Raw genomic sequence first — 23,016 nt, forward strand, 5'->3', positions numbered from 1 at the left:
AGCTTGCTGCCCGTTTCCTCCAGGTAGTAGGTGAAGCAGGCTCACAGCGAAGCTGCTGGCTCGGATGAAGTGAGCGGGTGCGAGCGCGCGAGCACACAAGAGCGAACGGAATCCGCCGTACGGCGGGGCGTGAATCGCTGGTGATGAGCACCGAGATTCCGAGCGCGCGAGGAAAATAAATCTCGGTGCGAATCTGGCGAGCCAGCTAGCGAACCAGGCGAGAGGGTTGACAGCGAGCGTGAGCCTGCGGAGCCCCTTATGAATAACCCTCAATATTGAAGCTTATTTCAAAGTTACTTTAATTCAGAGGCTTATTGTAAGGCTATTCATAGCGAGGCTTATTCAAAAGTAATCAGGCGACCCAGGCTCGGATGAAGTGAGCGGGTGCGAGCGCGCGAGCACACAAGAGGGCACGGAATCCGCCGTCAGGCGGGGCGTGAATCGCCTGGATAAGCAACGATTTTTCGCGAAGCGAAAAAGAAATCGTTGCGCATCTGGCGAGCTTGCGAGCCAGGAGCGAACCAGGCGAGAGGGTTGGCAGATGAAGTGAGCGGATGAGCATCAGTTTCCGCCCACAGGCGACAAAGAAACTGGTGCGAATCATCTGAGCGAAGCGAAGATGCAGCACACTCAGCGAACGGAATCACCTGAGCTTGCGAAGGTGTGAGCCTGGGTAGCCGGGGTGAAGGCACTTTTGAATAAGCCTCATGGCCCTCAGTTAGCGATTTTCAACGGTAGCGCAAGCGGTCAAGGGTTCAGGTGATAGATGCGCTAAAGAAAAGACCTTGCCGTCCCTTACTCCAAGAAGCTGATGCTCCTCATTCCAGAGAAGAACGGGGGCACCTGCGTCCTTTCTCTCACCCGATGCGTCGCGCACCTGGCCGTCCGTCGCATCTAAGAACTCAAAGAGACGAGCCGAATCATGGTTCCAGAAATACCGGCTCTGCCCATCGATTTTCAGTTGCACACGCGTACCGCGAACAGCCATAATCGTAGCCTCTTGCCAGGTCATATTCGAAGCGTTGATACCAACTGCCGGGACAATTCCGTGACCAGCCGAGTGCAAGATACACCGCTGATTAAGCCGTGCATTTTTCTGCTGGTCATTGTGTGAAGAGCCTGAAGCAGCTTTTGAGGAAGGTAAAAACTTAGAAAAAGAGAAAAATGAAACCACAGGGGCCTCCTACATAATCGCGCTTTCACCACACCTTGTGGCGGGTGACCGATTTTCCTTTGAGGGCACCGTCTGCGTCAGGCGGTTGCCAGCCAACAAGTCAAAGGGCTTTACGTTGGGCTTCTGAATCGTGAGAAAAACGTTAGCAGGAGTAAGGGGGCTCGCGCAAGCATGAAGCGAAAGCACTCGTCAGCCGGGGCCGGCGTCCTCGCTATCAAAGTCCTAGAAAGTTTCGTAGCCCTCCCGGCTCATTATCACGCCGCGGCCGGTCACCGTATTGGTACACGTCATAGCCTCGGTCTCTGAAGCGCACTCAACCGCCCCGTAACGGGCGGTTGTACCGTATTCGACCACCTGCGGTGCAGGGCCAACCTGCTGCCCCATCATAAAGAACATGGCGTCACCGCGCGGCGCAATCTCGATGCTCTCAATGTCATTTCCCAGCGGAAAAACCCAGGCAGGGCCAACAACCGAGTCGTCCGGGTACTTGGCATCGTCATAATACGAAATCACGCCGCAAGCGGCATAACCTTCAACCGCCCAAATATCGCAGCCAATGTTTCCCGTAGGGCTCATCAGAATACCGATCTGACCGTCTGCAGCTGTGCGCGTGTCAACAGGGAAAACGCTGGTGACCGGAGTGACCGCATCCGCACTTGGGGTTGGGGACGAGGACGCCCCGCCCTCCTGTGGCGCGGTGCTTGACTGTGACGTCGCCTGAGGTTGAGCACTGGTCGACTCCGCCACCTGCGAGCTGGCTTCTGTAGGCATGTGGGTATTCTCAGGCGCTGAGGTTGAGGAGCCTCCGCAGGCGCTGAGAAGCAGAGCTGTGGCTATGACGCAAGAGAGGGAGTGGGTCTTCATTGGCCGTTCCTTTCACTACCTCTCTCAGGGTATCGAGAGCACGGTTAGGTAGGCAAGCTAGTCAGCCTGAACAGTTCTGAACGCCCTAGAGCTGAAGTGCTATGGTTTTGACGGCACCGTCTGACTGGAACTTTAATAAAATCAACGAACAAGGTCTGAAATCAACGGGAACGGGTATGGCTACCGGCTTAGGTAAGGCGGGTAGTAGGGCTTTGAGCTCTGATGATTAGGTAAGAGTTTTTGTTTGGAAGGAGTGTTATGGGGCGGAAGAAAAGTTCTGTGGCTGGGAATATTACTGCTGTTATTGCTCTAATAATTGTTATTACGGTAGCAGTGCTCTTGTATATCAATGATCGGGATGCGACTTATAAGGTGTGTACGGTCTCGTCGGTTAAATTGGTGTCAGACCCATCTGGTGGGGTAACATCTACGTTTTTGCGTGTTCAGACTGAAGAATGCGGTAGTTTAGGTATTACCAATATGACCATGCCTGAGGGGATGAATAAGGCTGGGTTGGCTGAGTTTCTTGAGGCTAATATTGGTAAGAAGTTTGAGTTTGAGGTGAAGGGCTTGTCATTAGGTAATGATGCCCGTGATTCTGGTGGTATTACTTCGACGACTCCTATTGAATAACTTTTTGGAAAGGTAAAATGTTATGATTCTTGGTGTGCTTGCTGCTTTGATTGTGGCTGGTGTGAATATTCCCTTGGCTAATATGTTGGCGGGGCGTACGTCTAGTGCGCTGAAGTTTAGTCTCTTGTATTTCCCTTTGAGTTTGGTGAGCGTGGTTCTTGGGTTTGTTCTTTTGTCTTTGTTTTTGACGTTTTCTGCTCAGGGAGACTGCAAAAAGTTCTGCTAGGAGTTGACGCTGAGGTTGTGGCGGTGGTAAAGCAGGGTGATTTTGAGGGCTGGGTGAGGGCTGATGGCCTTCCGCCTGGTTTTGCCCAGGTGAGGTGGTGGGTGAGAGGGCTGTGTATAGCGTGGCGAATTGTGTGGCCGTCAGCCCGGTTGTACGCTGGTGTGGTAACGGTCTTTTCCGGTGTGGTTTGAGGTTATTTGTAGAGATTTAACGCTCATATTTTTGCCGCTTGGTGGGGTCGTTGTCTAGTTTGGTAGGGGTGGGTGTGTTTCTACTTTTGAATAAGCCTCATTGGACATTAAAGAAACATTGGCACGTGAATGGACACGTTATTTACATGGTGAGGTTCAAGTTAGGCCAATTAACGGCGACCACTACTCAATTTTTCGGGAAGCAGACGGATTATCTACACTTAAGGAGGTTCTTTCTGATGTTTGCCAATGAGAGACGTTGCGCGAAATTACTACTAGTGTTTTTTGCGATTCATAATTTGGAGGAGATCTCCCATTTTTCACAGGATCTGGAAAAACTACCCTACTGGGTTAGAGCAAAAGGGCCTTGGAGGGATAGAAACTCTTTTGCCCTGGCAACTGCTCTGCTGACTGCGGTAGTAGGTGCTCTTTCGAAGAGGGGGCACAGGTCAAAAGAAATACCTCATGCTATCCTTTTGGGCGGCCCTTCGGCAGCATTAGCCGGAAACGCTTTATCTCATGTAGTAAGAGCTGTGTTTCAAAGGCGATATAACGGCGGGCTTTTGACTGCACCTATTATGGGTTTATTCTCAGTTCGCGTGTTCTTCTTATCAACCCGATCGATTAGCGATTGTCTGCGACGAAGAATTTTTATTTTCGGAAATATAGCAGCATTTCCAAGCATTTTAGGTTCTCTATATCTCGGGCTATTCATAAATCGTCTTCTCAAAAATTTATATAATTTTCCAAAATATCTTATTTAGAAAAATATGTTATGACAGTTAAAATTATCAGCGGCAAAAGTCTTCAAAAAACTATTGGAGCTTATTCATAAGGGGTTCCGCAGGCTCACGCTGGATGCAGCCCAGCGGCTTCGCCTATTCCGTCGTCAGCCCTTCTTTCCTCGCGCGCTCGGAAGCTGCCGACTCCATCCGAGCAAGTGAGGAAGTAAATCTGCGGGCTTCAATGACGTAAGCCCGACCCTCTCGCCTAGTTCGCTCCTGGCTCGCAAGCTCGCCAGATGCGCAAGGCTTTCTTTTTCGCTTCGCGAAAAATCCTTGCTTATCCAGGCGATTCACGCCCCGCCGCCTTGCGGCGGATTCCGTGCCCTGAGGGCGTTGCATCTTCGCTTCACTCAGATAATTCGCACCAGTTTCTTTTCGCTTGTGGACGGGAACTGTTGCTCATCGGCTCACTTCATCCGACCCAGCAGCTTCGCTGCGAGTCCGGGGTGCCTCTATCCTTAGGAATAGCCTCTAAACAAGTCAGTTCTCCAAGCAGTACCCGGTGAAGGCGTAAAGCTCATCCACTTCGGCGAACCCGTAACCCCTGGAGCGCACCCGTCCAACAAGGTCCCGAGAAGGAGCCTACTGCCTCACTACCGAACAAAGAGAGGCTGTTTACCTGTTAGCACCAGGTAAACAGCCTCTCTCTCAGGAGACGAGATGGTGGCCCTTACGCCTTCGTCAGAGACTGGGCAATCTCGGTCAGAAGATCCTGGGTGGCAGTTGCATCACTCGTAGAAACAGTAATGATGCTAAAGCCCTGGCCCGTACCAGAGGGAACAATGAGGTAGGCTCCCTGCACAGACACACCTGAGACATCGAGGGTGTAGCTCTGCTGAGCACCCTGCCCCAAGGGGGTATCAACAGTCTTGTACTCGCCGGGAGTAGCGCCTGCAGCCTCAACCATCTGAGCCATATCAGCTTCGGTAGGAACGCTACTGGCTGCAACCGGCTCCGAATTGACATTGACGTTCTGAGTGAATCCTGAGCTGTCGGGGGTAGTAGATGAAGCCATCAAATCAAGCTGTGCCAGCTGTTGCTGAATCTGTTCAGCAGAAAAAACGCTTCCTTCTGCGGCCTGCTCCAGGTAGCCCTGAACTGCAGCATCATCAGCCAGAGCTTCACTGTTAAGCTCCGTCCAGTCACCAGGAACACCAAAAGAGATTCCATTATTAGGAGCAACCACTGCCTTGTACCCCTCGGGCATAACCGGTTCAGCTGCGGCCTCTGAAGATGCAGACTCACTAGTAGACTCTGTGGGGGCCGCTGAGCTTGAAGCAGAACTCTCAGCTGAAGAAGAGGATGAGGAAGCAGAAGAAGATGAGGACGAAGAGGAGCTAGCATCGTTGTTTGAGCCGCAACCTGCCAGTACTGCAATGGCCATGAGGGCTACCGAAGGGGCTGCAACCAAGCGTGACTTTACCGAAATCATTCTGTGTCTCTTATCAAAATCGAAGGTACGTGACCTGCTCAGTTTATCGTTTTGCAACCCTATTGCCTACTCAGGCGGCCCCTCTTATGCAAGGCCACAGCCCATTTCCCCAAAACAGAAGCGCATCTGGCGGATGGATATTAATGCTTTATACAAGAGGGGAGAACAGATAAAAAATCCCTTTTACCTGGGTTTTCATCAATTTCATATCATATTTTATATTTCCAATGAAAGTAAATTGATGAAAATTATTTTACTGTGCGTAGCCATTTATAGGGATAAGATTAGACCGCAATTTGAGACCAAGCCACAACGCGCGACAGGCCTTTTAAGCTCCCGTCCGAGCCTCATAGGTCATGCCAACAAGTGGGAGCAGCTCACTGGTAGAGCTTACCTCCCGATTCCTCCAGGTAGCAGCTGGGGCAGAGCGACTCATACCCAACGTATACGCCGTCAATAGCAACCTGGTCACCGGCAAAAACAAACTTTCCATCAACGGTACGGCCGTTAAAAAGCGCCTTGCGACCGCACCGGCAAATGGTCTTCAACTCCTCAAGGGTGTGGGCGATCTCCAGTAGACGGGCAGAGCCGGGGAAGGCCCGCGTCCTAAAGTCCGTACGAATGCCGTAGCACATGACCGGCACGTTCTCTTCCACCGCAATCCGCATCAGGTCATCCACCTGCTCAGCGGTCAAAAACTGGGCCTCATCCACCAGCAGGCAGGAGACGGGCAGGTGCCAGTGCATGCGGTCATCATCGGCGTTAGGCTCAGCAGCAGCGTGGAAGAGCTCGCCCACCGAGTCATCCGAACCCACCAAGAAATCAGCCTGGCGGGTCACCCCCAGGCGGGACACGATCTCAGTATCGCCCTTGGTGTCCACCTGCGGCTTGGCCAGCAGCACCCGCTGGCCCCGCTCCTCATAGTTATGGGCAGCCTGCAGCAGTGCAGTAGACTTACCCGAATTCATGGCACCAAAACGGAAATAGAGCTTAGCCACGCGGCCACACCTTTCAACCCAGAACACGTACACAGAGAACAAAAACCAAACCACACCATTCTAGCCCGGCCCACTCCCCCGCTCACAGGCGTCCTACCCTATGAAAAAGGGAGGGCCCCGGAAAACCCGGTACCCTCCCCTTCCTCACAAAGAAACTTACTTGCCTGAGACCTCGAGGCCTGAGGCGTCCACGTCTTTGAGCGGGATAGTCTTTGAGCCGGTTACCAGCTTGTGCACCAGCCAGACACCCACAATGATGGGCAGGCCGATGTAGGCCGAAACAACCTCAAACCACTGGCCCGCAAAAATAGCGTTGTAGTTCTGGCCAGCAATCACCAGAAGGCACATTAGGAGCGCAACGACGGGGCCAATCGGGAAGAGCGGTGCCTTGTAAGGCAGATCGTTGACGTCATTGCCCTGGGCCACGTAGGCGCGGCGGAAGCGGTAGTGACAGATAGCCACACCCACCCAGGTAATAAAACCTGAGAGACCAGAGATGTTAATGAGCCAAGTATAGGCAGAGCCCTCACCCACAATGGCCGACACAAACCCAAAGAGACCAATCGCTGCGGTCATCAACAGCGCGGGCATAGGGATGCCTCGGGAGTTGATTCGCGCAAAAATCTTGGGCGCGCGGCCCTCCAGCGCCAGGGCGTAAAGCATACGCGACGACACGTAGAGACCCGAGTTGCCGGCTGAGAGGATAGCGGTCAGAATGACGGCGTTCATCACCGAGGCCGCGAAAGCGATACCCAGATTTTCGAAGACCATGGTGAAGGGTGAGTAGGCGATGTCAGTCTCATCTGAACGGAGCAGGTTGGGGTGGGTGTAGGGAATCAGGGTGCCGATGACGGCGATGGCACCGATATAGAAGAGCATGATGCGCCAGAACACGCTTTTGAGGGCGCGGGGCACGTCGCGGCGGGGATTCTCAGATTCACCGGCAGCAACACCAATCATTTCGGTGCCCTGGAAGGAGAAACCTGCAACCATAAAAATCGCCAGGATTGAGAGGAAGCCACCCTTGAAGGGGGCTTCCCCCTCGGTCCAGTTAGCGAAACCGTTGTCGTGGTTGCCTAAAATACCGAAAATCATGGCGACGCCGGCAATCAGGAAGACGATAACGGTGACCACCTTGATGGTGGCTAGCCAGAATTCTGATTCGCCGTAGGAGCGGGCTGAGAGCACGTTGATGCCCAGAATAATGGCCAGGAAGACGCCAGCCCAGACCCAGCCTGGGACGTCCGGCAACCAGTAGGACATAATGACGCCGGCGGCCACCAGCTCGGCAGCTACGGTAATGGCCCAGTTGAACCAGTAGTTCCAGCCCATGGCAAAGCCGAAGGAGTCTGAGACGTAGCGAGAGGCAAAGGTCTGAAAGGAGCCTGCCACCGGCAGGTTGGCAGCCATCTCGCCCAGGGACTGCATGAGCAACAGCACCATGATGCCAATCAGGGCGTAGGCCAGAAGGGCGCCGCCGGGACCGGCTTCTGCGATGGTGGAGCCTGATGCTACGAATAGGCCGGTACCGATCGCGCCGCCGATGGCAATCATGGAGAGGTGGCGGCTAGCCAGCCCGCGTTTGAGCTGTTCCTTGCTGTTCGCCGAATTCTGCGGGGAGCGCTGCCAGGGCGCGGAGTTCGCTTCAGTAGGCATAGTGTGGTTGCTACTTTCGGTGGTAAGAGGCCCCAACAGTTCAGCTTAAGGGGCATAAGACAAACTTTAGATTACCACCGCGAGCGCTCTGGTCTACAGGCAGTCGGCGTGATTTAGCTCTGCTTACCCTGGTTGGTGAAGGTCACGGACGCGCCGTGCTCAACGGTGCGGGAGACGGTGCAGTCTTTTTCGGCTGAGAGTTTGATGAGTCGGTCGACCATAGAGCGGGCCTTGATGCCGCCGTCGGTGGCAGGGAAGCGCACGTTGAAGCTGACTTCGATGTCATCGAGTCGAACGGCCTTGTTTTCATCTACCTGGCGGATGCCCGATGAGTGCACCTCGAAGATTTCGGGTTCTGCTGCGCGGCCGGTCACCACATCAACGTCAATAGCGGAGCAACCCGCTATGGCAGCTAGGAGCAGTTCGACGGGGGTGAGCAGGCCTTCGCCCTGGCCAAAGTCTAGCTGTGCACCTTTGGCGTTGGTCGCCTGATAGTGGCGGGAGGCTACACGCTCTACGGTGACGGCGCGGTAGTTAGGGTCGTCGGTGCGGGCGGTGTTTTCGGTCATGGTTTTTCCTTTTCGTTTTTGAGGTAAGGACGCTCGTGCCCGGCTTAACGCCGCCGGGCACGGGTCTTATTCCAGGTGGGTTTCTAAGGGGCTTTGAGAAGTTTCATGGTAATGCGCGAGTCGATGCGGATGATGAAGTCGTGTTTGGCGGCGACTTCTGAGTACCAGCGTTCGTAGGCCTCGGAGTCTTTGACGCGTACTTTGATGTAGTAGTCGGGTAGGCCGTACATGCGGCGGAATTCGACGACCTTGTCACTGGCCATGATGGTGGCTTCGAAGTCTTGCACGCTGGTGATATCGTTGCGGGAGAGGTCTGCAAAGACGAGCACCTCGAACCCTTCGTCCATGGCTTCGTAGTTGATACGGGCGGTATACCCTTCGATGATTCCGGCTTCTTCGAGGCGGCGGACGCGGCGCAGGCAGGGGGCTGCTGTGAGTCCCACGCGGGTGGCTAGTTCTTGGTTGGTAAGCCGCCCATTCAGAGTTAGCTCTTTAATTATTGCCCTATCAAGAGAATCCATGGGTTGATTATTGCTGATACGAGCAATATAAAGCAATCAAAGGCAAGCACCTTGCGCGGCTTTTTACTTACACTGGTGACATGTCTTCACAGTCATCGCCGCACGAAGCTCAGCCCCTTACACCCCGGCCCAGCCAGCGGGGTGCGTCCACGCCTGCAGTCGAGCCTATCCCCGCAGGTTACACGCCCACCTTGCCCGGGGAGTCGGGCCTACGTGAGGGGCTACGCGTTGCGGGAATTCTCTGCCTCGGCTTTGTGGTTATGGGTATGGGCCTGGGCGTACTGGTAGCCTCGGTGGGCCTGCCCTGGTGGGTGGCCCCGGCCCTCTCGGCCATTGTGTTTGCCGGATCGGTAGAGTTCCTGCTGGTGGGCATGATTGCGGCCGCAACACCCCTGACCCTAATCGCTTCAACCACTCTGCTCATGAACGCCCGCCATCTGGTCTACGGCATCTCTTACCCCCTGCAGAACGTCAAGGGAAATCTGGCTAAGGCCCTGGCTATTTATATGCTCTGCGATGAAGCCTACGCCCTGAATACCGCCCCCGGGTCGCAGCATTTTCGTAGCTCACGCATTATGACGGTTTCTGTGGTGCTCTGGTTTTCCTGGTGGGGCGGCTCCACCCTGGGCGTCATTCTGGGGGCTACCTTCCTCTCCCATCTAGAAGGCGTGGACTTTGTGATGACCGGTATGTTCGTCGTCCTCTCCATTGACGCCTACCGGGCGGTCAAAGACAATATCACGGCCTCTCTAGCAGTGGTGGCCTCACTCACCGCCATTGTGCTGGCGCCCCACTCCATGTTGCTGGTCTCTCTACTGACCCTGGTAGCCCTGCTCATCATCCGCCACCTCGTCACCCGCAAGACTCAGGAGCCCACCCATGCCTAGCACAGGCTACATTCTTTCAGCCATTTTTCTGGCCGCCGGCATTACCTTCGCCCTGCGCCTGATTCCTTTCGGCGTGAAGTCGGCGCTCAAAGACTCAGCTCTAGTTGCTCACCTGGCCGCCTGGCTGCCCATGGGGGCCATTATCTGCCTGGGCTTCTATGTTCTGGCTGAAATTGACTACGGTTCCCGTGAGACGGCATTCCCCTACCTAGCAGGAGTCGCCGTGACCGTAGCCCTGCACCTGTGGCGGAAGAACCTGGCTCTCTCCCTCATCGTAGGTACGGCAACCTGCGTCGTCCTTGCTAACTGGGTGCTGTAGAAACAAGAGGCAGGGGCGGGCATATCTGTGTCTCACAACTACATAAAACGGTGGGCGTGCTCCTACAGTCTGAGGACTGAGGGCATGCCCACCGTTTGTTAAGGTTTTAGAGAGCGGCGAGAGCTGCCTTGTAATCGGGCTCGGTGGTGATTTCGTCGACCAGCTGGGTGTAGATAACCTCGCCGGCTGGGTTGATGACCACAACGGAGCGAGCCAGTAAACCGGCTAGGGGGCCGTCGGCCATGGTCACACCGTAGTCTTCACCGAAAGAGTCGCGGAAGGCAGACGCTGAAACAACGTTTTCGATGCCTTCGGCGCCGCAGAAGCGGCCAAGCGCGAAGGGCAGGTCCTTGGAGACACACACCACGGCGGTGTTCTCAAGCTGGGATGCTTCTTCGTTGAACTTACGGACGGAGGAGGCGCAGACGCCTGTGTCGATGGAGGGGAAGATGTTAAGAACCAGGTTCTTACCCTCGAAAGAGTCTGAGGTGACGGTGTCGAGGTCGGTATTCACCAGGGTGAATGCCGGTGCTGTGGAGCCTAGGGCGGGCAGGTCGCCTACGGTTTGTACGTCATTGCCTTCAAGATGTGTAGTAGCCATAGTTGTATTGTGTCCTCCCTAACCGTTTGATGCAAGAGTTTTGCTCAGCGCATAGTTTTGTAATTCGGGCCTAAAGGTCAGCCGGATGAGCACTACACCCAGCGGGATAACGACCACGCCAGCCACTTGTACCAGGCGCACAAGACGCTGCGGCGCCTGGAAATTCCGAATTTATCGACGATGAGAGACAGCGAGATCATGCCGGCAAGGGTTGCCACGGCTGCCGTCCCCGTGCCAAGAACGGGAACAAGCAAAGCATTGAGCGTCACGTAGCACGCACCGAGGGGCCCGCCAAGCCACATCCAGAACGGGTTTCTCGTTTGCCCCTCAGGAACACGCACCCGCACCTTCAGACGCAGGGCGCATGCTAAGGCAAAGAGCAGCACGGTACCCACCGCAAAAGAATTGGCAAGATAACAGCCTGCACTCCTCCACTTGTGGGAAACACCAGAATATTGGTGGTCAGCCCAATCAGGCCGAGCAGGCCACCTACCCAAATCCATCCAGGTTGACCGGCAACAGCTGACTCTGGGAAAAGAAGCGACCCGTTGAGAGCCCACGTCAGCACAGCTAAGAACACGGTTCCGCCCGCGAAAGACATTAAAGAAGCAAGGTAGGGGGAGCACACCGATATTCTCAGGCGCGAGTTGAATGTGGTTTGAATGGGCAAAAGAGCGCCCGCCAGCATGAGGGCAGGCACAGCAAACATAAGGTCTACATTTTCTCCGCCAGTAGGTGAATTTACTTGGTAAACTCTACTCTCAGTTCACCGAGCTAAATCCTGCCCCTCATGTGTATTGCTCGCACCTCTCAAGAAAGTTGCTCGCCCGTGGTCCACCCTGCAGATCATCACCAGGTTATCCGAATCACCGGAGCTCGTCACAACAACCTCAAGAACGTTTCGGTAGAAATCCCCAAGCGCCGCCTGACGGTCTTTACCGGTGTTTCAGGCTCAGGTAAGTCATCCCTGGCTTTTGGTGTGGTAGCTGCCGAGTCCCAGCGTCTCATTAACGAAACCTACTCGGCCTTTGTGCAGGGCTTCATGCCCCACCAGGACCGGCCCGATGTCGACGCAATTGAGGGGCTCACCAGCGCTATTATCGTGGATCAGGAACGGCTCGGAGCGAACCCGCGCTCCACCGTGGGCACCGCTACCGATGCCCTGCCCATGCTCCGCATGCTCTTTGCCCGTGCGGGCACACCCAATCTGGGCTCCCCCACTGCCTTTTCTTTCAACCAGGCCACGGTTCAGGCAACCGGTGCCCGTAAGGTCGGTGACGGCAAGGCTGAGCACGTGACCTTCTCCCGCGCCGGCGGTATGTGTAACCGCTGTGAGGGGCTGGGCCGCACCAGCCAGATTGACCTGGCTGAACTCTTTGACGAGAACCTGACCATGAACGATGAAGGTTTCTTCAAGATCCCCGGTTTTTCTGCGAGCGGCTGGTCAGCCCGCCTCTACAAGGAATCAGGGCTCTTCCCCGCCGACGTCCCGGTCAAGGATTTCACCGAAGAACAGCTCAAGGAATTCCTCTACAAAGAGCCCACCAAGATGAAAATTGCGGGCATCAACATGACCTATGAGGGCCTGGTTCCCCGCATTGAAAAGTCCATGCTCTCCAAAGATAAGGAGGGCATGCAGCCCCACATTCGCGCCTTTGTTGACCGGGCCGTCACTTTTGTGCCCTGCCCCGACTGCGGCGGCACCCGCCTTTCCCAGGCGGCCCTGGCCTCAAAGGTTAACGGCGTCAACATTGCTGAGCTCTGCGATATGCAGGTCACCGACCTGCTGGCCTGGGTGCGCAACCAGAAGATTCCCGAGGTCGCTCCCCTGTTGACAGCTCTGGAACATCTACTGGACTCCATGGTCACTATCGGGTTGGGCTATATTGCCCTCTCCCGCTCTGCCTCATCGCTCTCTGGCGGTGAGGCCCAGCGCGCCAAGATGGTACGTCACCTGGGTTCCCCGCTGACCGACGTCACCTACGTCTTCGATGAGCCAACTGCGGGCCTGCACCCCCACGATGTCACCAAAATGAACCAGCTACTGTTGCGCCTGCGCGACCGCGGTAACACCGTGCTGGTGGTAGAGCACAAGCCCGAAACCATCGCCATCGCAGACCACATCATCGACATGGGCCCGGCCGCCGGTTCAGCCGGTGGCACCGTGGTCTACGCCGGAGAATTTGCGGGCCTGGCTCAGGCTGATACCGTCACCTCTCGCCACTTCTACGACCGGCAGGGGCTCAAGGACGCCGTACGACCGGCAACGGGTGCCCTACAGGTTACCGATGCCACCCGCAATAATCTCAACAAGGTCTCCGTGAAAGTGCCCACCGGCGTCCTTGTGACCCTAACCGGGGTTGCCGGGTCGGGTAAATCGTCGCTGGTCGCTGAACTTATGGAGCAGCACGACGGCGGGGCCGAACGCATCATCTTCATCGACCAGGCCCCCATCAGGGGCTCCCGCCGGTCTAATCCGGCTACCTACACCGGCCTGCTCGAACCGATTCGCAAGGCCTTCGCCAAGGCCAACGGGGTCAAGCCAGCCCTCTTTTCCGCTAACTCCGAGGGGGCCTGCCCCGAATGCAAGGGTACCGGGGTGATTGAAACTCAGCTGGGTTTTATGGAAAAATCCACCGCCGTGTGTGAGGCCTGTGAAGGTAAGCGTTTCTCCCCCGGCGTGCTCGAATACCGCCTAGGCGAAAAAAACATCAGTGATGTGCTAGCCCTCTCAGCCGCAGATGCCCTCACCTTCTTCAGCGCCAAGGAGACCAAGCTGGCAGCTGCCACCAAAATCCTGCAACGCCTGGTTGATGTAGGGCTTGGCTACATTACTCTGGGTCAGCCCCTCTCCACCCTCTCAGGCGGCGAGCGGCAGCGCATCAAACTCGCCACCCACATGGCTGAAGCTGGCGGTATCTATATCTTCGACGAGCCCACCACCGGCCTGCATCTGGCCGATATTCAGCAGTTCCTCACTCTGCTCGACCAGCTGGTCGACGCGGGTACCACCGTTATCTGTGTAGAACACCATCAGGCGGTGATGGCCCACTCCGATCACATTGTCGATATGGGCCCCGGTGCAGGCCATGACGGCGGCACCGTGGTCTTTGAGGGGTCGCCACACGAACTGCTGGTAGCGCAGACCGTTACCGGTCAGCATCTGGCTACCTACGTGGAGTCCCGGGCATAGATAGAGCCACGCGTAGAGATTGAGCCCCGCGCTGAGAAAGCCGTGCCCGGGAGGCTCATACCTGGGTCGCGTGCGGCTTTCCCACTCATCAACCTGGAGGGAGGCTAGGAGCGTGAAAGCAGGTCTCGTTTCGCCCGGGGGTAGAGGTAGGCAATCATGATGAGGCCTACCAGGATGACCGGTATGTGGCTGGCCATGGCCCACCGAAAGGCGTCGAGCGTGTACGTCTCCGGGGTGCCCGCGCCCAGCCGATCAAGAACCAGGCCGATGAGTAGCACCGTGACGAGGGCACCCACAAAGCCACCCATGTTGGCTACGCCCGTAGCCAGGCCGCGCTGGTGAGGCTGGGCATGCGCTCTCACTACCTCAAAGGCGGCCATGGAGATAGGCCCGTTGACCCCTAAGGTCACAGCTGCCGCATAGACCAGGGGTGGCGGGGCGATACCGGGCCACAAGAAAATTGTTGACCAGAGCACAAGGTTCAGTAGGGCCGATCCAGCCGCAATGTGCACCCGGTAGGTGGCGAAGCGGGCCAGCAGGGAGCCGGTGAAGAACCCTGCTACCACAATTGCTGCGACCACCGTGCTCAGCACCCCCGAGGCTTGCGCTGTGGAGTAGCCCAGACCACCGGTTAAAAAGGGCATACCCCACAGCAGCATGATGGAGAAAATCATGGACGCTGTCGCGTAGTGAACCCAGAAGGCCAGCCGCACACCGGGGTAGGCCAGCACCTGTTTGATGGCTGCCACCAGGCCTGGTCGGCTATCTTTGCCGGGCTGGGAGGGGGTAGGGTGCGGAAGGATAGGCAGGGAATCTGTGACCGGGTAGGGGTGGTTGGTGCGGGCCTCCGTAGAGGTAGCCTGTGGTGAGGACGCCGCTCCCCCGCTCTGCTTGTGCCTGCCGGTGATGCCCTGCGCCAGCGTCCTTGTGCCGGGTCGTTGCCGGAGGGTGAGGACTGCCAGCAGGGCGAGCACCAGGCCAATACCCGCCAGCGTGAGAAAGCCTCGCTGCCAGCCCAACATACCTACCAGCAGAACTAACGGGGTCACCGCAATGAGCTGCCCCAGCTGCCCCAGGTTAGCGCTGATCTGGTTGACTACCGGTATCTGCTTGGGGGTGAACCAGTCAGAAATGAGACGAATAAGGCTCACAAAGATACAGGCATCGCCAGCGCCCACGAGCACGCGAGCGACGATTGCTGACGAAACTACGTGGCTGCCGCTGAGTAGCAGCTGGCCTGCCGTCATCAGGGCTAAACCGGTTGAGATGACCAGGGGCGCTCCCCTGCGGTCCAGTAGAGCTCCTACCGGGATCTGACACCCCGCGTAGACAACCAGTTGCACCATGATGAAGAGTGAGATAACCGTTGCCTCAACCCCAAAGTGGGTTTGAGCGGTGGCTCCAAGGGCTGAGAAGGAGCTGCGGTTGATAATCGAGAAGACGTAGGCTGTAACCGCAACTGCCCAAACCAACCATTTCACAGTGGGTGCGCCTACTTTCTCTTTCTTCTTATGTACCCTGCGGGGAGTTTTACGAGGCTTCGTCCGTGTGCGGCAGGCTCTCCCTTGCGCTCATTCTACGCGGTGCTTGAGATTGATGAAGCTGAATATAGCGGGCGGCCCCGGGTCTTGTGTCAGTGTATAACAGAATCTCCCGGCACCTACGGTGCGGGCCGGGAGGTTCTGTGAGGAGGGGTAGCGGCCAGCTAGCTGCTGGTCGGGCCCTCGTTCTGGGGGTCGGTAGCGGGGTCTGAAACTACGTCTGCGGGGGCCTCGTCGACTAGTTTCTGAGCTTCTCGATCAGCTTTTTCTGCCTGCTTCTCGGCCCTGGCCTCGGCGCGAGCCTCCTTGGCTTCTTCTACCTTTTCCTTGGCTTTTTCGGCACCGGCGGTAGCGGCTTCTTTGGCTTTCTCGGCGACAACGGGGGCCTGTTCCTTGATGGTTTCTTCGGCAGTTTTGATGCCGTTCTGCACCTTGGGATCGTGCCACAGGTTGGTGGCCTGGGTTTTAATTTTTTCGTACTGGCCGCGGCCTGCGCGGGCTCCGAGAACGTAGCCGATGCTCGCGCCAGCAACGAACGCTAGACGTGCTTTCATAGTAACCTTCTTTCATCAGGGGGCTTGTGATTCACTATTGTGCCAAAAGCATACTTATGGGAGGTAGACGACACACCGTACCCCAGCTTTGAGACGCTACACCTACCGCTCGCACATCAAGAGGTAGGTGCATTCCCAAACGTAAGTTACCCCCTAATTACTTTCAAGCGACAGTTGTTTCCGGGCTGCTATCTCAAATATGGGGTCGCTTCTTTTCTCCTCTGAGGGAAGGTTCATCGCAGTCGCCAAGATATCTGCCAGTCTGCGAGCATGAGCCATGTTCTCTTCGGAATTAATCCATCGATCGAAATCAAGCTGGAAGTTTTGATCTTTTGTAATGATATGCAACTGTGGATCGTGAGAATTGCGTTCGTCCAAACGAACATAACGAATATCTACCAGAGGGTGAAGCTCTCCAATCAGCCCTTTCTTTCGTAGGTCCCCATAACTAACGATAAAGAAGTCTGTCTCGGTAATACCCAGATATGAGTTGGTGAACCCCTCATTGACATCAGCGAAAGCCAGGAGCTGAGCGTCCGAAGGCAAAGCCCACCGTAGAATACAGTAAAGAGATTCTTCAACATCCTGATTGAACACGGTGAAGCTAGGCGCAGGTTGAGCGGGTTCACAGTAAGCCTTTCCGGCAAGTGCAGAGACAGATTGTGCCAATGCTGCTGCCCTGTCAGCAGAATTCAGGTTACGCCGCCCCTTACCAAGAGGAAGGCGGGCCAGCCCTCCCTCGGGAGTGAGTGCTTTCATGAGGTTTAGCTGCCGAACAAGTATGCTCAAGAGGTTCTCAAGCTTTGTACGCGATTCCTTGTACTCACTTTCGGTGGTAGCTAGAACGGTTTCTAACAGGTCAGTTGCGCTCTCGTCCAGGCTGATATGGGCTGACCGTAGCACGTTCCAGCGGTGCCTCGTCCACTCAGCCAGCAGAAGTCCGTTGGCATCGTTGAGGATGCTCTGCTCATGATCTTTAATGTAGGTTTGTTGTTCTTTTATGTTTGTTTCTAGCGCAGAGACGTGCTTTTGCACATTGTTCGTAAAGAGCTCACGGCTCCTAATAATTTCAGCTTCCTTTCCTTGAATAGGCTCGAAGATATGCCCTGTGACCTGACCAATTGCCCGAGCTTCGTCAAGGGCCTTCGAAACCACTTTATCCAAGGAGATGAGCGTCGCCCACCGATCCTCTTGGGTAGCCTGACGAGCTTCGTTAATAGCTTGTCTGGTTAGCTCTAAATTTTTATCGAGCTTGCGGTTAATGGTTGCAATCTGATAGGCAACGCCTGCTAGAGCGAGGGTGGGCAACAGGCCTGGTCCGCTGAGAAAGGCGTACTTTTCTGGCGAAAGATAGTTCCACTGCAGGGAAGCGCCGATACTATTCCCCTTCATGAGGGAACCGAGGTTGACCAAGCCATTTGTCATGGGGGTCATGGTCTGCAGGTCATGTAGGGTCTTGGGTGTTAGCTGTACCAGCCCCTGCAAGATAGCTCCGGTCTGGACGAGTTGGCTACCCATGCTACCGGTGTTAAGCACCATTGATAGACCATCGGCAAGGCGGCTACTTGTCTCTTTGTTCAGCAGGTCGAATGACATGGTTTCCAGCCCAGCTACTGGCTCTTTTGAGTAAAGGGCAGCAACACCAGGGCGTAGCTCAATAAGGGCAATTTCAGCTGCGGCTTGCGGGTTCTGCTCTTGATTGTTTCTTTCTTCAGACATAACACTTCTTCCTTGAATGTAAGTTATATCGCGGCTTTTCTAGTCAATCATATAACAGAAGTTACTCACGGGTAATTTGTTAATGAGAGATTTTTCGAGGGTTGCCCACTCAATCTACACCTTGTAATTTTTGTGAGTCTACAGACGACAGATAGAAACAGCCTGGAGTCATACGCCTGCAGAGGGTCTAACAAATTCCCAGGACTGGCATTACGGCGAAACCACCCCGTTACCTTTTAAGAGCGCACACTAAACAGCCAAAACAGGCCAAACTAGAAACGTAAGTAACCTTCCCGCCCGGCATGGCTCAACGCCCCAGCTCGTAACAAAAAGCCGCTAGGCTTCATCGAACACGAGCTGTGGGTGCCTCGAGAAAGAGACCTTATGAATAAGCTTCCAAGCCTCTCAGCAAGCTAGGCGACCTGAACACGGTGGTCGCCCGAGACATATTCAAGCGCAAGACTTCCGCCGATTGCCTCAAGATAACTTCTAATGGTGCTGACTTTAGTGTTTTCGATATCGCCGGCTTCAATCTTAGAGACCTGTCGTTGGCCTACACCGATCTGTCGGGCCAGTTCAGCCTGGGTGTATCCCGCCTGAATACGCAGTTCCCGTAAACGGTAAGAACGAGTCTCCGCAACCATGCGTCGCTTATGAGCATCTACAGATACTCGGTCTACCGGGTATTTAGCGACTAGTTCTTCAAAGCTAAGTGCCATTTCATTTCCCCTCAATCTGTCTTGGTGTCTATCAAACAGTCGATCAGCTTTAGGAATATTCTGCTTGTACCGTCGCCGCCAGCTACCCGCTTTGTCTCCTGCAAGTAGCATGATGGCTTTCCGCTCGATATCGAAAGCGAACAGAACTCTTATTTCAGAACGACCGGTGGAGCCAGGGCGAAGCTCCTTCATATTGCGATGTTTAGAGTCTGACACTGTGAGGTTTATTCAAAAGTGCCTTCATTACAGCTCCCAGGCTCGCGCTCGCTGCCAACCCTCTCGCCTGGTTCGCTTCGCTCACGAGGCGATTCACGCCAGCCGCCGAGCCAGCAGCTTCGCTGCGAGCCTGGGTCGCCTGATTACTTTTGAATAAGCCTCTGTATCTACCAGCGGTCCGTCAAACGAGGGCCATGCTGCTGTAACAGCTCTAAAGCAGCAAAAAGCTGGGCACGCGAATCATAATCTAGTTCTGAGACCCAGTGCTCAATCAATTCAACGTCGATGCTCCACATGAAATAACTTTAGAATTTACAAGGAACGGCCTAAGGAACCATACGGAGACTGTAGGGACGCGGCATAGGTGTGGCGCTGAGCCTGAGTTCGGCTCGAAAGCTATTTCGGAGTGCATCAAGAAGCGGCTCTAAATCGGCACTTTCACTTTCCTGTTTATTGGCCATCTGCTGCATGAACTGCTGTACTACACCGACCTCCGCACGTTCGCCCAGGAGAACGATATCTGATAAGGCAGTCTCCAGGCCCTTGCACTGATCATCAGACAAAATTTCCCGGTTAGAAGCGTCGGTCAGCCTGCGGTAGGCCAGAATTAGAAACTCAACTCTTTGGTCTCGTCTAGCTTTGTGCAGCCCTCTCCGCGCCGTGAACAAGTGCACAACGACCCCACCCACAATCGCACCAACGAGCGCAGACAGGATTGGGATTACCGCCATCCAGTTAGTCATGAGAACCTTCCGAGACCGATAGATACTTCTTCGCCCGTCGCACCGTTGCACGTAGCTGCGGGTGCTCAATCAGGATTTTTCGCTGCTGCTCAGCAGATAGGCCGACCTCGTGCAACAGATTCAATATCACCACTGCTGTGGTTACATCGACGATGGCAATGAGCTCCTCGAAGGAGTGTTTCGAGGTTCGCCCCTCGTGGGCAAGGTAGTTGCGTGCTCGCGTCGTCTGTTGCGCCCAGCGATCAACGTCTGGAAGAAGCATGGACATCGCTTCAGAGTCTGGCCGAGCCGCAAGGGCACATAACCGTTCACGCAAAGTAGGGTCATTACGTAGGGAGCCCATAATGCGCTCGCGGTGCTCCTCGGGCACGTGCGCCCGAATCGCTTCACGTATCTGCTTGAACTTTTCACGCGGCATCGGCGGCTCGTCTATGTCAAGACCGCGATGGAGCACCTCAGCCGCCCCAACCGCTGTCAGCAGGTTGTTCTCGATATACCGAGCGGGTCCATAGCGGAGCCCAAGAATCATGTTCAGCGCCGGTTGTAGCCGCTCGTGCACCTCGCACCAGCGTGGGATAATCTCTTCGAATGGAAGCGTCTTGCATGTAAAGAACACACGGTGCGGTTCGATGGCCTTCGCATCGCGATTTCCCACTATCGGAGGAGAGTAAATTGCCTCAATATTGCGGGCGTCTTGCAGAGTAGTTGCACCTGCTTCCGCGTCGCTTTCCACCAATCGCAGTCGCAGCCAGATTACTCCCGCAGCACGATGTGTAGCTAACGCAATCAAGTCCTGAACAAGCCGAGCGGAATCTATCGCCTCGCTCCACGAGAACGATGCCTCGGGCACAACTCGGATAAACGTCGTGTCACGCACACGACCTGTAATCCTGCCTCGACGCTGATCGAAGAACGGCAATGTGTGATGGTGCGCAAGAATGAACTCTGATTCATCAACCTTGACCGATTGAGCCTCTACTGGCTTTACGGAGATAGTGCTACTACCATTCAATCGGCCTCCGGGAGCACCCTTGAAATCGATGACAGAGGATGCTCCCCAGACCCCGAGGTTTTCCACTGAGACCTCCACTGCGGAGAACACTGCCTCATCCTTGCTACTGATATGCGCTCCGATGAGGGCAGTGCTAGACGTAATAGTCTGCTTGTCGGGAGTTTGGACGCGTGCACCGTACGTACGTTTGGAATAATTCGGGATACAGCCGAAGAGAGTAATCTCTCGTTGCTCGGCAGCGCCGTGGATTACTTCCCATGTTCGGAACTCTTCGTGAATCGCCTCCACACCAGGAGAGATTTGTGTGCTGATACAGTCCTCGAACAGACCAATTAAGGTAAGTTTCAGTCCGTCCGCGCTGGTGTATCTAAGGATGCCCGGCACCTTGTAGTCGGGCTCGTCCGGAAGCCACCACTCTCCGGCCCACTCGCCATCCTCATCGAGGTTTAGCAGTTCACGAGACATGTTAATCTCCTAGGTGATGCACGAGCAAAAGCAGGGGCTGATGGAGCAGATCACAGGCACTGCCTACCTCCGACTCATATATGACCTTAGCGATCTGCGGATTGCGGATTTGCTCACGAACGCGGGGCTCGGTGAAGCTAAGTGCATGCAAGAATCGATTGTCGCCACCCCTCAGCCCTCTCCGTCAGTCTTATCCACAGGCCACCAGTGCTCATCGTTCTTGACACATTCCGCAGCCATCTGTCGCTGTGTCACTTTGCGCTTCCCCTTGTCCAAATCCACCACCCAATCAACAGGTTTGTCATAGAATAGCAGTCGACCACCATCGATTGGACACGTTCCTTGCAGGCGCGCGAATCCAATTCTCCCACCCCAGCCGGTAAGTGCGGGGAGCCAAGACAAAGTTGGGAAGTGCAGCGTCTCGTTCTTTGCCACACGGCGGAGAAACATGGCCAGGGCGAAGACGAAGATGAGACCCATGAGGATAAAAGTCCAGACTGGTTGGATAGGCTTGAGGTTTCCTGTACTATCCGCGCCGAGAATCGCGCTGACTAAAGATTCGACGACCTTGTAGGCCGAGCCCAGGCTAAGAAGACCAAAGATTACGCTAATCCAGGTGAGGACAGCAAGCGTGAGAGGACTTCGCCAGGACCATTTGGCCTCATATGTGGCGCCAGGTTCCGGAGGCTTCCCCCCTAGGTGAATGTCGCCTCCAGCCTGATACACGCTACCAGAGATAGCACCGCCACCTGTGTCGATTCTCTGCTTGGCTCCGTTATTGCTGTCGTCGCCCAGTCGTGTCCCACACTCGTGGCAGAACCGTGCGTTTGGCGGGACTGTCGACCTGCAAGCCTTGTTCGGGCAGATCACTTCTTCCTCCTAGACGTTGAAGCGGAACTCCACCACGTCGCCGTCGGCCATGACGTAGTCCTTACCTTCGATGCGCACCTTGCCCTTGGCCTTGGCCTCAGCCATAGAACCGGCGTCGTCCAGGTCGTCAAAGGAAACAACCTCAGCCTTAATAAAGCCGCGCTCAAAGTCGGTGTGGATAACACCAGCAGCCTGGGGTGCAGTATCGCCCTTAGTGATGGTCCAGGCGCGGGACTCCTTGGGGCCAGCGGTCAGGTAGGTCTGCAAGCCCAGGGTGGAGAAGCCCACGCGGGCCAGCTTGTCCAGACCGGATTCGTCCTGCCCGCTCATCTCCAGCATCTCACGGGCCTCCTCCTCAGAAAGCTCCACCATGTCAGCCTCAAGCTTGGCGTCCAGGAATACAGCCTCAGCGGGAGCCACTAGGTCGCGCAGAGCCTGCTGCTTCTCTTCAGAAGCCAGCACACCCTCGTCCGCGTTAAAGACGTAGATAAAAGGCTTAGCGGTCAGCAGGTTCAGCTCCTTAAGCTGAGCCATCTCAATTTTTGCCTCGTCAACCTTAGAAATCAGAGTATCGCCCTGCTCCAGTACCACCTGAGCCTTCTTGTATTCCTCAAGCTGGGCGGGGTCACCCTTCTTGATTTTGACGGCCTTCTCCAGGCGGGGGATCGCGTTTTCCAGGGTCTGCAAGTCTGCCAGCACCAGCTCGGTGTTGATAGTTTCCATATCAGAAGCCGGGTCAACCTTGCCGTCCACGTGAATCACATCAGGGTCGTCAAAAGCGCGCACAACCTGAGCGATAGCGTGGGCCTCACGGATGTTGGCCAAAAACTGGTTACCCAAGCCCTCCCCCTCAGAGGCACCGCGAACAATACCGGCGATGTCCACAAAAGAGACAGTCGCGGGCAGGATCCGCTCAGAGTTGAAAATCTCAGCCAAGCGGTTCAGCCGCTCATCGGGCAGGTTCACCACACCCACATTCGGCTCAATTGTAGCGAACGGATAGTTCGCTGCCAGGATGTTGTTTTTAGTCAGTGCGTTAAAAAGGGTCGACTTGCCAACGTTGGGCAGACCCACAATTCCAATAGTTAAAGCCACGGGCCCATTCTACCCTGCACGGTCAAGACACAC

General features: G+C 55.4%; 23 protein-coding genes, 1 pseudogene and 1 riboswitch. Of the genes and pseudogenes, 5 read left to right on the plus strand and 19 right to left on the minus strand.

Features of this window, described 5'->3' with window-relative positions; genetic code table 11:
• Positions 1-718: 718 nt before the first annotated feature.
• A complete protein-coding gene (locus tag L6966_RS08855) occupies positions 719-988 on the minus strand; it encodes a hypothetical protein (protein WP_237233247.1) in 270 nt (89 codons plus the stop codon).
• 200 nt (positions 989-1,188) lie between these two features.
• A riboswitch (SAM riboswitch) is annotated at positions 1,189-1,304 on the minus strand.
• Between the two features lie 92 nt (positions 1,305-1,396).
• Positions 1,397-2,038, minus strand: coding sequence for a hypothetical protein (locus L6966_RS08860; RefSeq protein ID WP_237233248.1), 642 nt, complete (start codon positions 2,036-2,038; stop codon positions 1,397-1,399).
• Between the two features lie 258 nt (positions 2,039-2,296).
• On the opposite strand from L6966_RS08860, the gene L6966_RS08865 reads away from it, so the two are divergent.
• Together L6966_RS08865 and L6966_RS08870 are read left to right on the plus strand one after the other, a co-directional pair.
• Positions 2,297-2,671 carry a hypothetical protein gene (locus tag L6966_RS08865; RefSeq protein ID WP_237233249.1) on the plus strand — a complete coding sequence of 125 codons (375 nt, stop codon included), beginning with the start codon at positions 2,297-2,299 and terminating at the stop codon, positions 2,669-2,671.
• A 542-nt stretch (positions 2,672-3,213) separates the two neighbouring features.
• On the plus strand, positions 3,214-3,852 hold the full coding sequence (locus L6966_RS08870) for an HXXEE domain-containing protein (RefSeq protein WP_083093897.1): 639 nt from the start codon (positions 3,214-3,216) through the stop codon (positions 3,850-3,852).
• A gap of 691 nt (positions 3,853-4,543) precedes the next feature.
• Here L6966_RS08870 and L6966_RS08875 read toward each other — a convergent pair.
• From L6966_RS08875 to L6966_RS08895, 5 genes are all read right to left on the minus strand, one after another.
• A complete protein-coding gene (locus tag L6966_RS08875) occupies positions 4,544-5,305 on the minus strand; it encodes a hypothetical protein (RefSeq protein WP_237233250.1) in 762 nt (253 codons plus the stop codon).
• 377 nt (positions 5,306-5,682) lie between these two features.
• Positions 5,683-6,303 (minus strand): thymidine kinase, encoded by a 621-nt coding sequence (locus L6966_RS08880; RefSeq protein ID WP_237233251.1) that lies wholly within the window; start codon positions 6,301-6,303, stop codon positions 5,683-5,685.
• A gap of 156 nt (positions 6,304-6,459) precedes the next feature.
• Entirely contained in the window at positions 6,460-7,959 is a 1,500-nt protein-coding gene (locus L6966_RS08885; protein WP_237233252.1) for an amino acid permease, read from the minus strand.
• Between the two features lie 113 nt (positions 7,960-8,072).
• Positions 8,073-8,528, minus strand: coding sequence for an OsmC family protein (locus tag L6966_RS08890; RefSeq protein ID WP_083090660.1), 456 nt, complete (start codon positions 8,526-8,528; stop codon positions 8,073-8,075).
• An 83-nt stretch (positions 8,529-8,611) separates the two neighbouring features.
• Positions 8,612-9,049 (minus strand): Lrp/AsnC family transcriptional regulator, encoded by a 438-nt coding sequence (locus L6966_RS08895; RefSeq protein WP_083090661.1) that lies wholly within the window; start codon positions 9,047-9,049, stop codon positions 8,612-8,614.
• An 80-nt stretch (positions 9,050-9,129) separates the two neighbouring features.
• On the opposite strand from L6966_RS08895, the gene L6966_RS08900 reads away from it, so the two are divergent.
• Positions 9,130-9,936: an AzlC family ABC transporter permease gene (locus L6966_RS08900; RefSeq protein WP_237233253.1), complete on the plus strand. Its 807-nt coding sequence runs from the start codon at positions 9,130-9,132 to the stop codon at positions 9,934-9,936.
• A complete protein-coding gene (locus L6966_RS08905; RefSeq protein ID WP_237233254.1) occupies positions 9,929-10,255 on the plus strand; it encodes a branched-chain amino acid transporter permease in 327 nt (108 codons plus the stop codon). Before L6966_RS08900 ends, L6966_RS08905 begins: the two co-directional genes overlap by 8 nt.
• Before the next feature lie 106 nt (positions 10,256-10,361).
• Here the strand turns inward: L6966_RS08905 and tpx are convergent, their stop codons facing one another.
• The 3 genes from tpx to L6966_RS12260 form a co-directional block, all read right to left on the minus strand.
• The gene (tpx, locus tag L6966_RS08910) at positions 10,362-10,856 is read right to left on the minus strand and encodes a thiol peroxidase (protein WP_237233255.1); all 495 of its coding nucleotides are present in this window, start codon (positions 10,854-10,856) and stop codon (positions 10,362-10,364) included.
• Positions 10,857-10,948: 92 nt separating this feature from the next.
• The gene (locus L6966_RS08915) at positions 10,949-11,242 is read right to left on the minus strand and encodes a DMT family transporter (protein ID WP_237233256.1); all 294 of its coding nucleotides are present in this window, start codon (positions 11,240-11,242) and stop codon (positions 10,949-10,951) included.
• On the minus strand, positions 11,224-11,565 hold the full coding sequence (locus L6966_RS12260; RefSeq protein ID WP_369127135.1) for a DMT family transporter: 342 nt from the start codon (positions 11,563-11,565) through the stop codon (positions 11,224-11,226). Before L6966_RS12260 ends, L6966_RS08915 begins: the two co-directional genes overlap by 19 nt.
• An 81-nt stretch (positions 11,566-11,646) precedes the next feature.
• On the opposite strand from L6966_RS12260, the gene L6966_RS08920 reads away from it, so the two are divergent.
• Entirely contained in the window at positions 11,647-14,049 is a 2,403-nt protein-coding gene (locus L6966_RS08920; RefSeq protein ID WP_237233257.1) for an ATP-binding cassette domain-containing protein, read from the plus strand.
• Positions 14,050-14,153: 104 nt separating this feature from the next.
• On the opposite strand, the gene L6966_RS08925 is transcribed toward L6966_RS08920, so the two are convergent.
• The 9 genes and pseudogenes from L6966_RS08925 to ychF form a co-directional block, all read right to left on the minus strand.
• Positions 14,154-15,530 carry an MFS transporter gene (locus L6966_RS08925; RefSeq protein ID WP_237224639.1) on the minus strand — a complete coding sequence of 459 codons (1,377 nt, stop codon included), beginning with the start codon at positions 15,528-15,530 and terminating at the stop codon, positions 14,154-14,156.
• Positions 15,531-15,754: 224 nt separating this feature from the next.
• A complete protein-coding gene (locus L6966_RS08930; RefSeq protein ID WP_237224640.1) occupies positions 15,755-16,144 on the minus strand; it encodes a YtxH domain-containing protein in 390 nt (129 codons plus the stop codon).
• Positions 16,145-16,297: 153 nt separating this feature from the next.
• Positions 16,298-17,863 carry a hypothetical protein gene (locus tag L6966_RS08935; protein WP_083090669.1) on the minus strand — a complete coding sequence of 522 codons (1,566 nt, stop codon included), beginning with the start codon at positions 17,861-17,863 and terminating at the stop codon, positions 16,298-16,300.
• Between the two features lie 413 nt (positions 17,864-18,276).
• A complete protein-coding gene (locus L6966_RS08940; protein ID WP_083090699.1) occupies positions 18,277-18,582 on the minus strand; it encodes a helix-turn-helix domain-containing protein in 306 nt (101 codons plus the stop codon).
• Positions 18,583-18,627: 45 nt separating this feature from the next.
• A pseudogene (locus L6966_RS08945) lies at positions 18,628-18,774 on the minus strand (type II toxin-antitoxin system RelE/ParE family toxin); the annotation flags it as partial.
• A 191-nt stretch (positions 18,775-18,965) separates the two neighbouring features.
• Positions 18,966-19,094 carry a hypothetical protein gene (locus L6966_RS12105; protein ID WP_272878612.1) on the minus strand — a complete coding sequence of 43 codons (129 nt, stop codon included), beginning with the start codon at positions 19,092-19,094 and terminating at the stop codon, positions 18,966-18,968.
• Between the two features lie 30 nt (positions 19,095-19,124).
• Positions 19,125-19,541 (minus strand): hypothetical protein, encoded by a 417-nt coding sequence (locus L6966_RS08950; protein ID WP_237224641.1) that lies wholly within the window; start codon positions 19,539-19,541, stop codon positions 19,125-19,127.
• Positions 19,534-21,018, minus strand: a complete 1,485-nt coding sequence (locus tag L6966_RS08955) for an ApeA N-terminal domain 1-containing protein (RefSeq protein ID WP_237224642.1) — start codon at positions 21,016-21,018, stop codon at positions 19,534-19,536. The genes L6966_RS08950 and L6966_RS08955 overlap by 8 nt, the downstream gene beginning before the upstream one ends.
• An 879-nt stretch (positions 21,019-21,897) precedes the next feature.
• Positions 21,898-22,983 (minus strand): redox-regulated ATPase YchF, encoded by a 1,086-nt coding sequence (gene ychF, locus L6966_RS08960; RefSeq protein ID WP_083090670.1) that lies wholly within the window; start codon positions 22,981-22,983, stop codon positions 21,898-21,900.
• Positions 22,984-23,016: the final 33 nt, after the last annotated feature.

The organism is Rothia nasisuis, assembly GCF_928381405.1.
Classification (GTDB): domain Bacteria; phylum Actinomycetota; class Actinomycetes; order Actinomycetales; family Micrococcaceae; genus Rothia; species Rothia nasisuis.

Excerpts from the sequence above, each read along its gene's own strand:
- L6966_RS08855 (WP_237233247.1), bottom strand. The coding sequence starts at position 988 with ATGGCTGTTCGCGGTACGCGTGTGCAACTGAAAATCGATGGGCAGAGC.
- L6966_RS08860 (WP_237233248.1), bottom strand. The coding sequence starts at position 2,038 with ATGAAGACCCACTCCCTCTCTTGCGTCATAGCCACAGCTCTGCTTCTC.
- L6966_RS08865 (WP_237233249.1), top strand. The coding sequence starts at position 2,297 with ATGGGGCGGAAGAAAAGTTCTGTGGCTGGGAATATTACTGCTGTTATT.
- L6966_RS08875 (WP_237233250.1), bottom strand. The coding sequence starts at position 5,305 with ATGATTTCGGTAAAGTCACGCTTGGTTGCAGCCCCTTCGGTAGCCCTC.
- L6966_RS08885 (WP_237233252.1), bottom strand. The coding sequence starts at position 7,959 with ATGCCTACTGAAGCGAACTCCGCGCCCTGGCAGCGCTCCCCGCAGAAT.
- L6966_RS08890 (WP_083090660.1), bottom strand. The coding sequence starts at position 8,528 with ATGACCGAAAACACCGCCCGCACCGACGACCCTAACTACCGCGCCGTC.
- L6966_RS08895 (WP_083090661.1), bottom strand. The coding sequence starts at position 9,049 with ATGGATTCTCTTGATAGGGCAATAATTAAAGAGCTAACTCTGAATGGG.
- L6966_RS08900 (WP_237233253.1), top strand. The coding sequence starts at position 9,130 with ATGTCTTCACAGTCATCGCCGCACGAAGCTCAGCCCCTTACACCCCGG.
- L6966_RS08905 (WP_237233254.1), top strand. The coding sequence starts at position 9,929 with ATGCCTAGCACAGGCTACATTCTTTCAGCCATTTTTCTGGCCGCCGGC.
- tpx (WP_237233255.1), bottom strand. The coding sequence starts at position 10,856 with ATGGCTACTACACATCTTGAAGGCAATGACGTACAAACCGTAGGCGAC.
- L6966_RS12260 (WP_369127135.1), bottom strand. The coding sequence starts at position 11,565 with ATGTTTGCTGTGCCTGCCCTCATGCTGGCGGGCGCTCTTTTGCCCATT.
- L6966_RS08920 (WP_237233257.1), top strand. The coding sequence starts at position 11,647 with ATGTGTATTGCTCGCACCTCTCAAGAAAGTTGCTCGCCCGTGGTCCAC.
- L6966_RS08930 (WP_237224640.1), bottom strand. The coding sequence starts at position 16,144 with ATGAAAGCACGTCTAGCGTTCGTTGCTGGCGCGAGCATCGGCTACGTT.
- L6966_RS08935 (WP_083090669.1), bottom strand. The coding sequence starts at position 17,863 with ATGTCTGAAGAAAGAAACAATCAAGAGCAGAACCCGCAAGCCGCAGCT.
- L6966_RS08940 (WP_083090699.1), bottom strand. The coding sequence starts at position 18,582 with ATGGCACTTAGCTTTGAAGAACTAGTCGCTAAATACCCGGTAGACCGA.
- L6966_RS12105 (WP_272878612.1), bottom strand. The coding sequence starts at position 19,094 with ATGTGGAGCATCGACGTTGAATTGATTGAGCACTGGGTCTCAGAACTA.
- L6966_RS08950 (WP_237224641.1), bottom strand. The coding sequence starts at position 19,541 with ATGACTAACTGGATGGCGGTAATCCCAATCCTGTCTGCGCTCGTTGGT.
- L6966_RS08955 (WP_237224642.1), bottom strand. The coding sequence starts at position 21,018 with ATGTCTCGTGAACTGCTAAACCTCGATGAGGATGGCGAGTGGGCCGGA.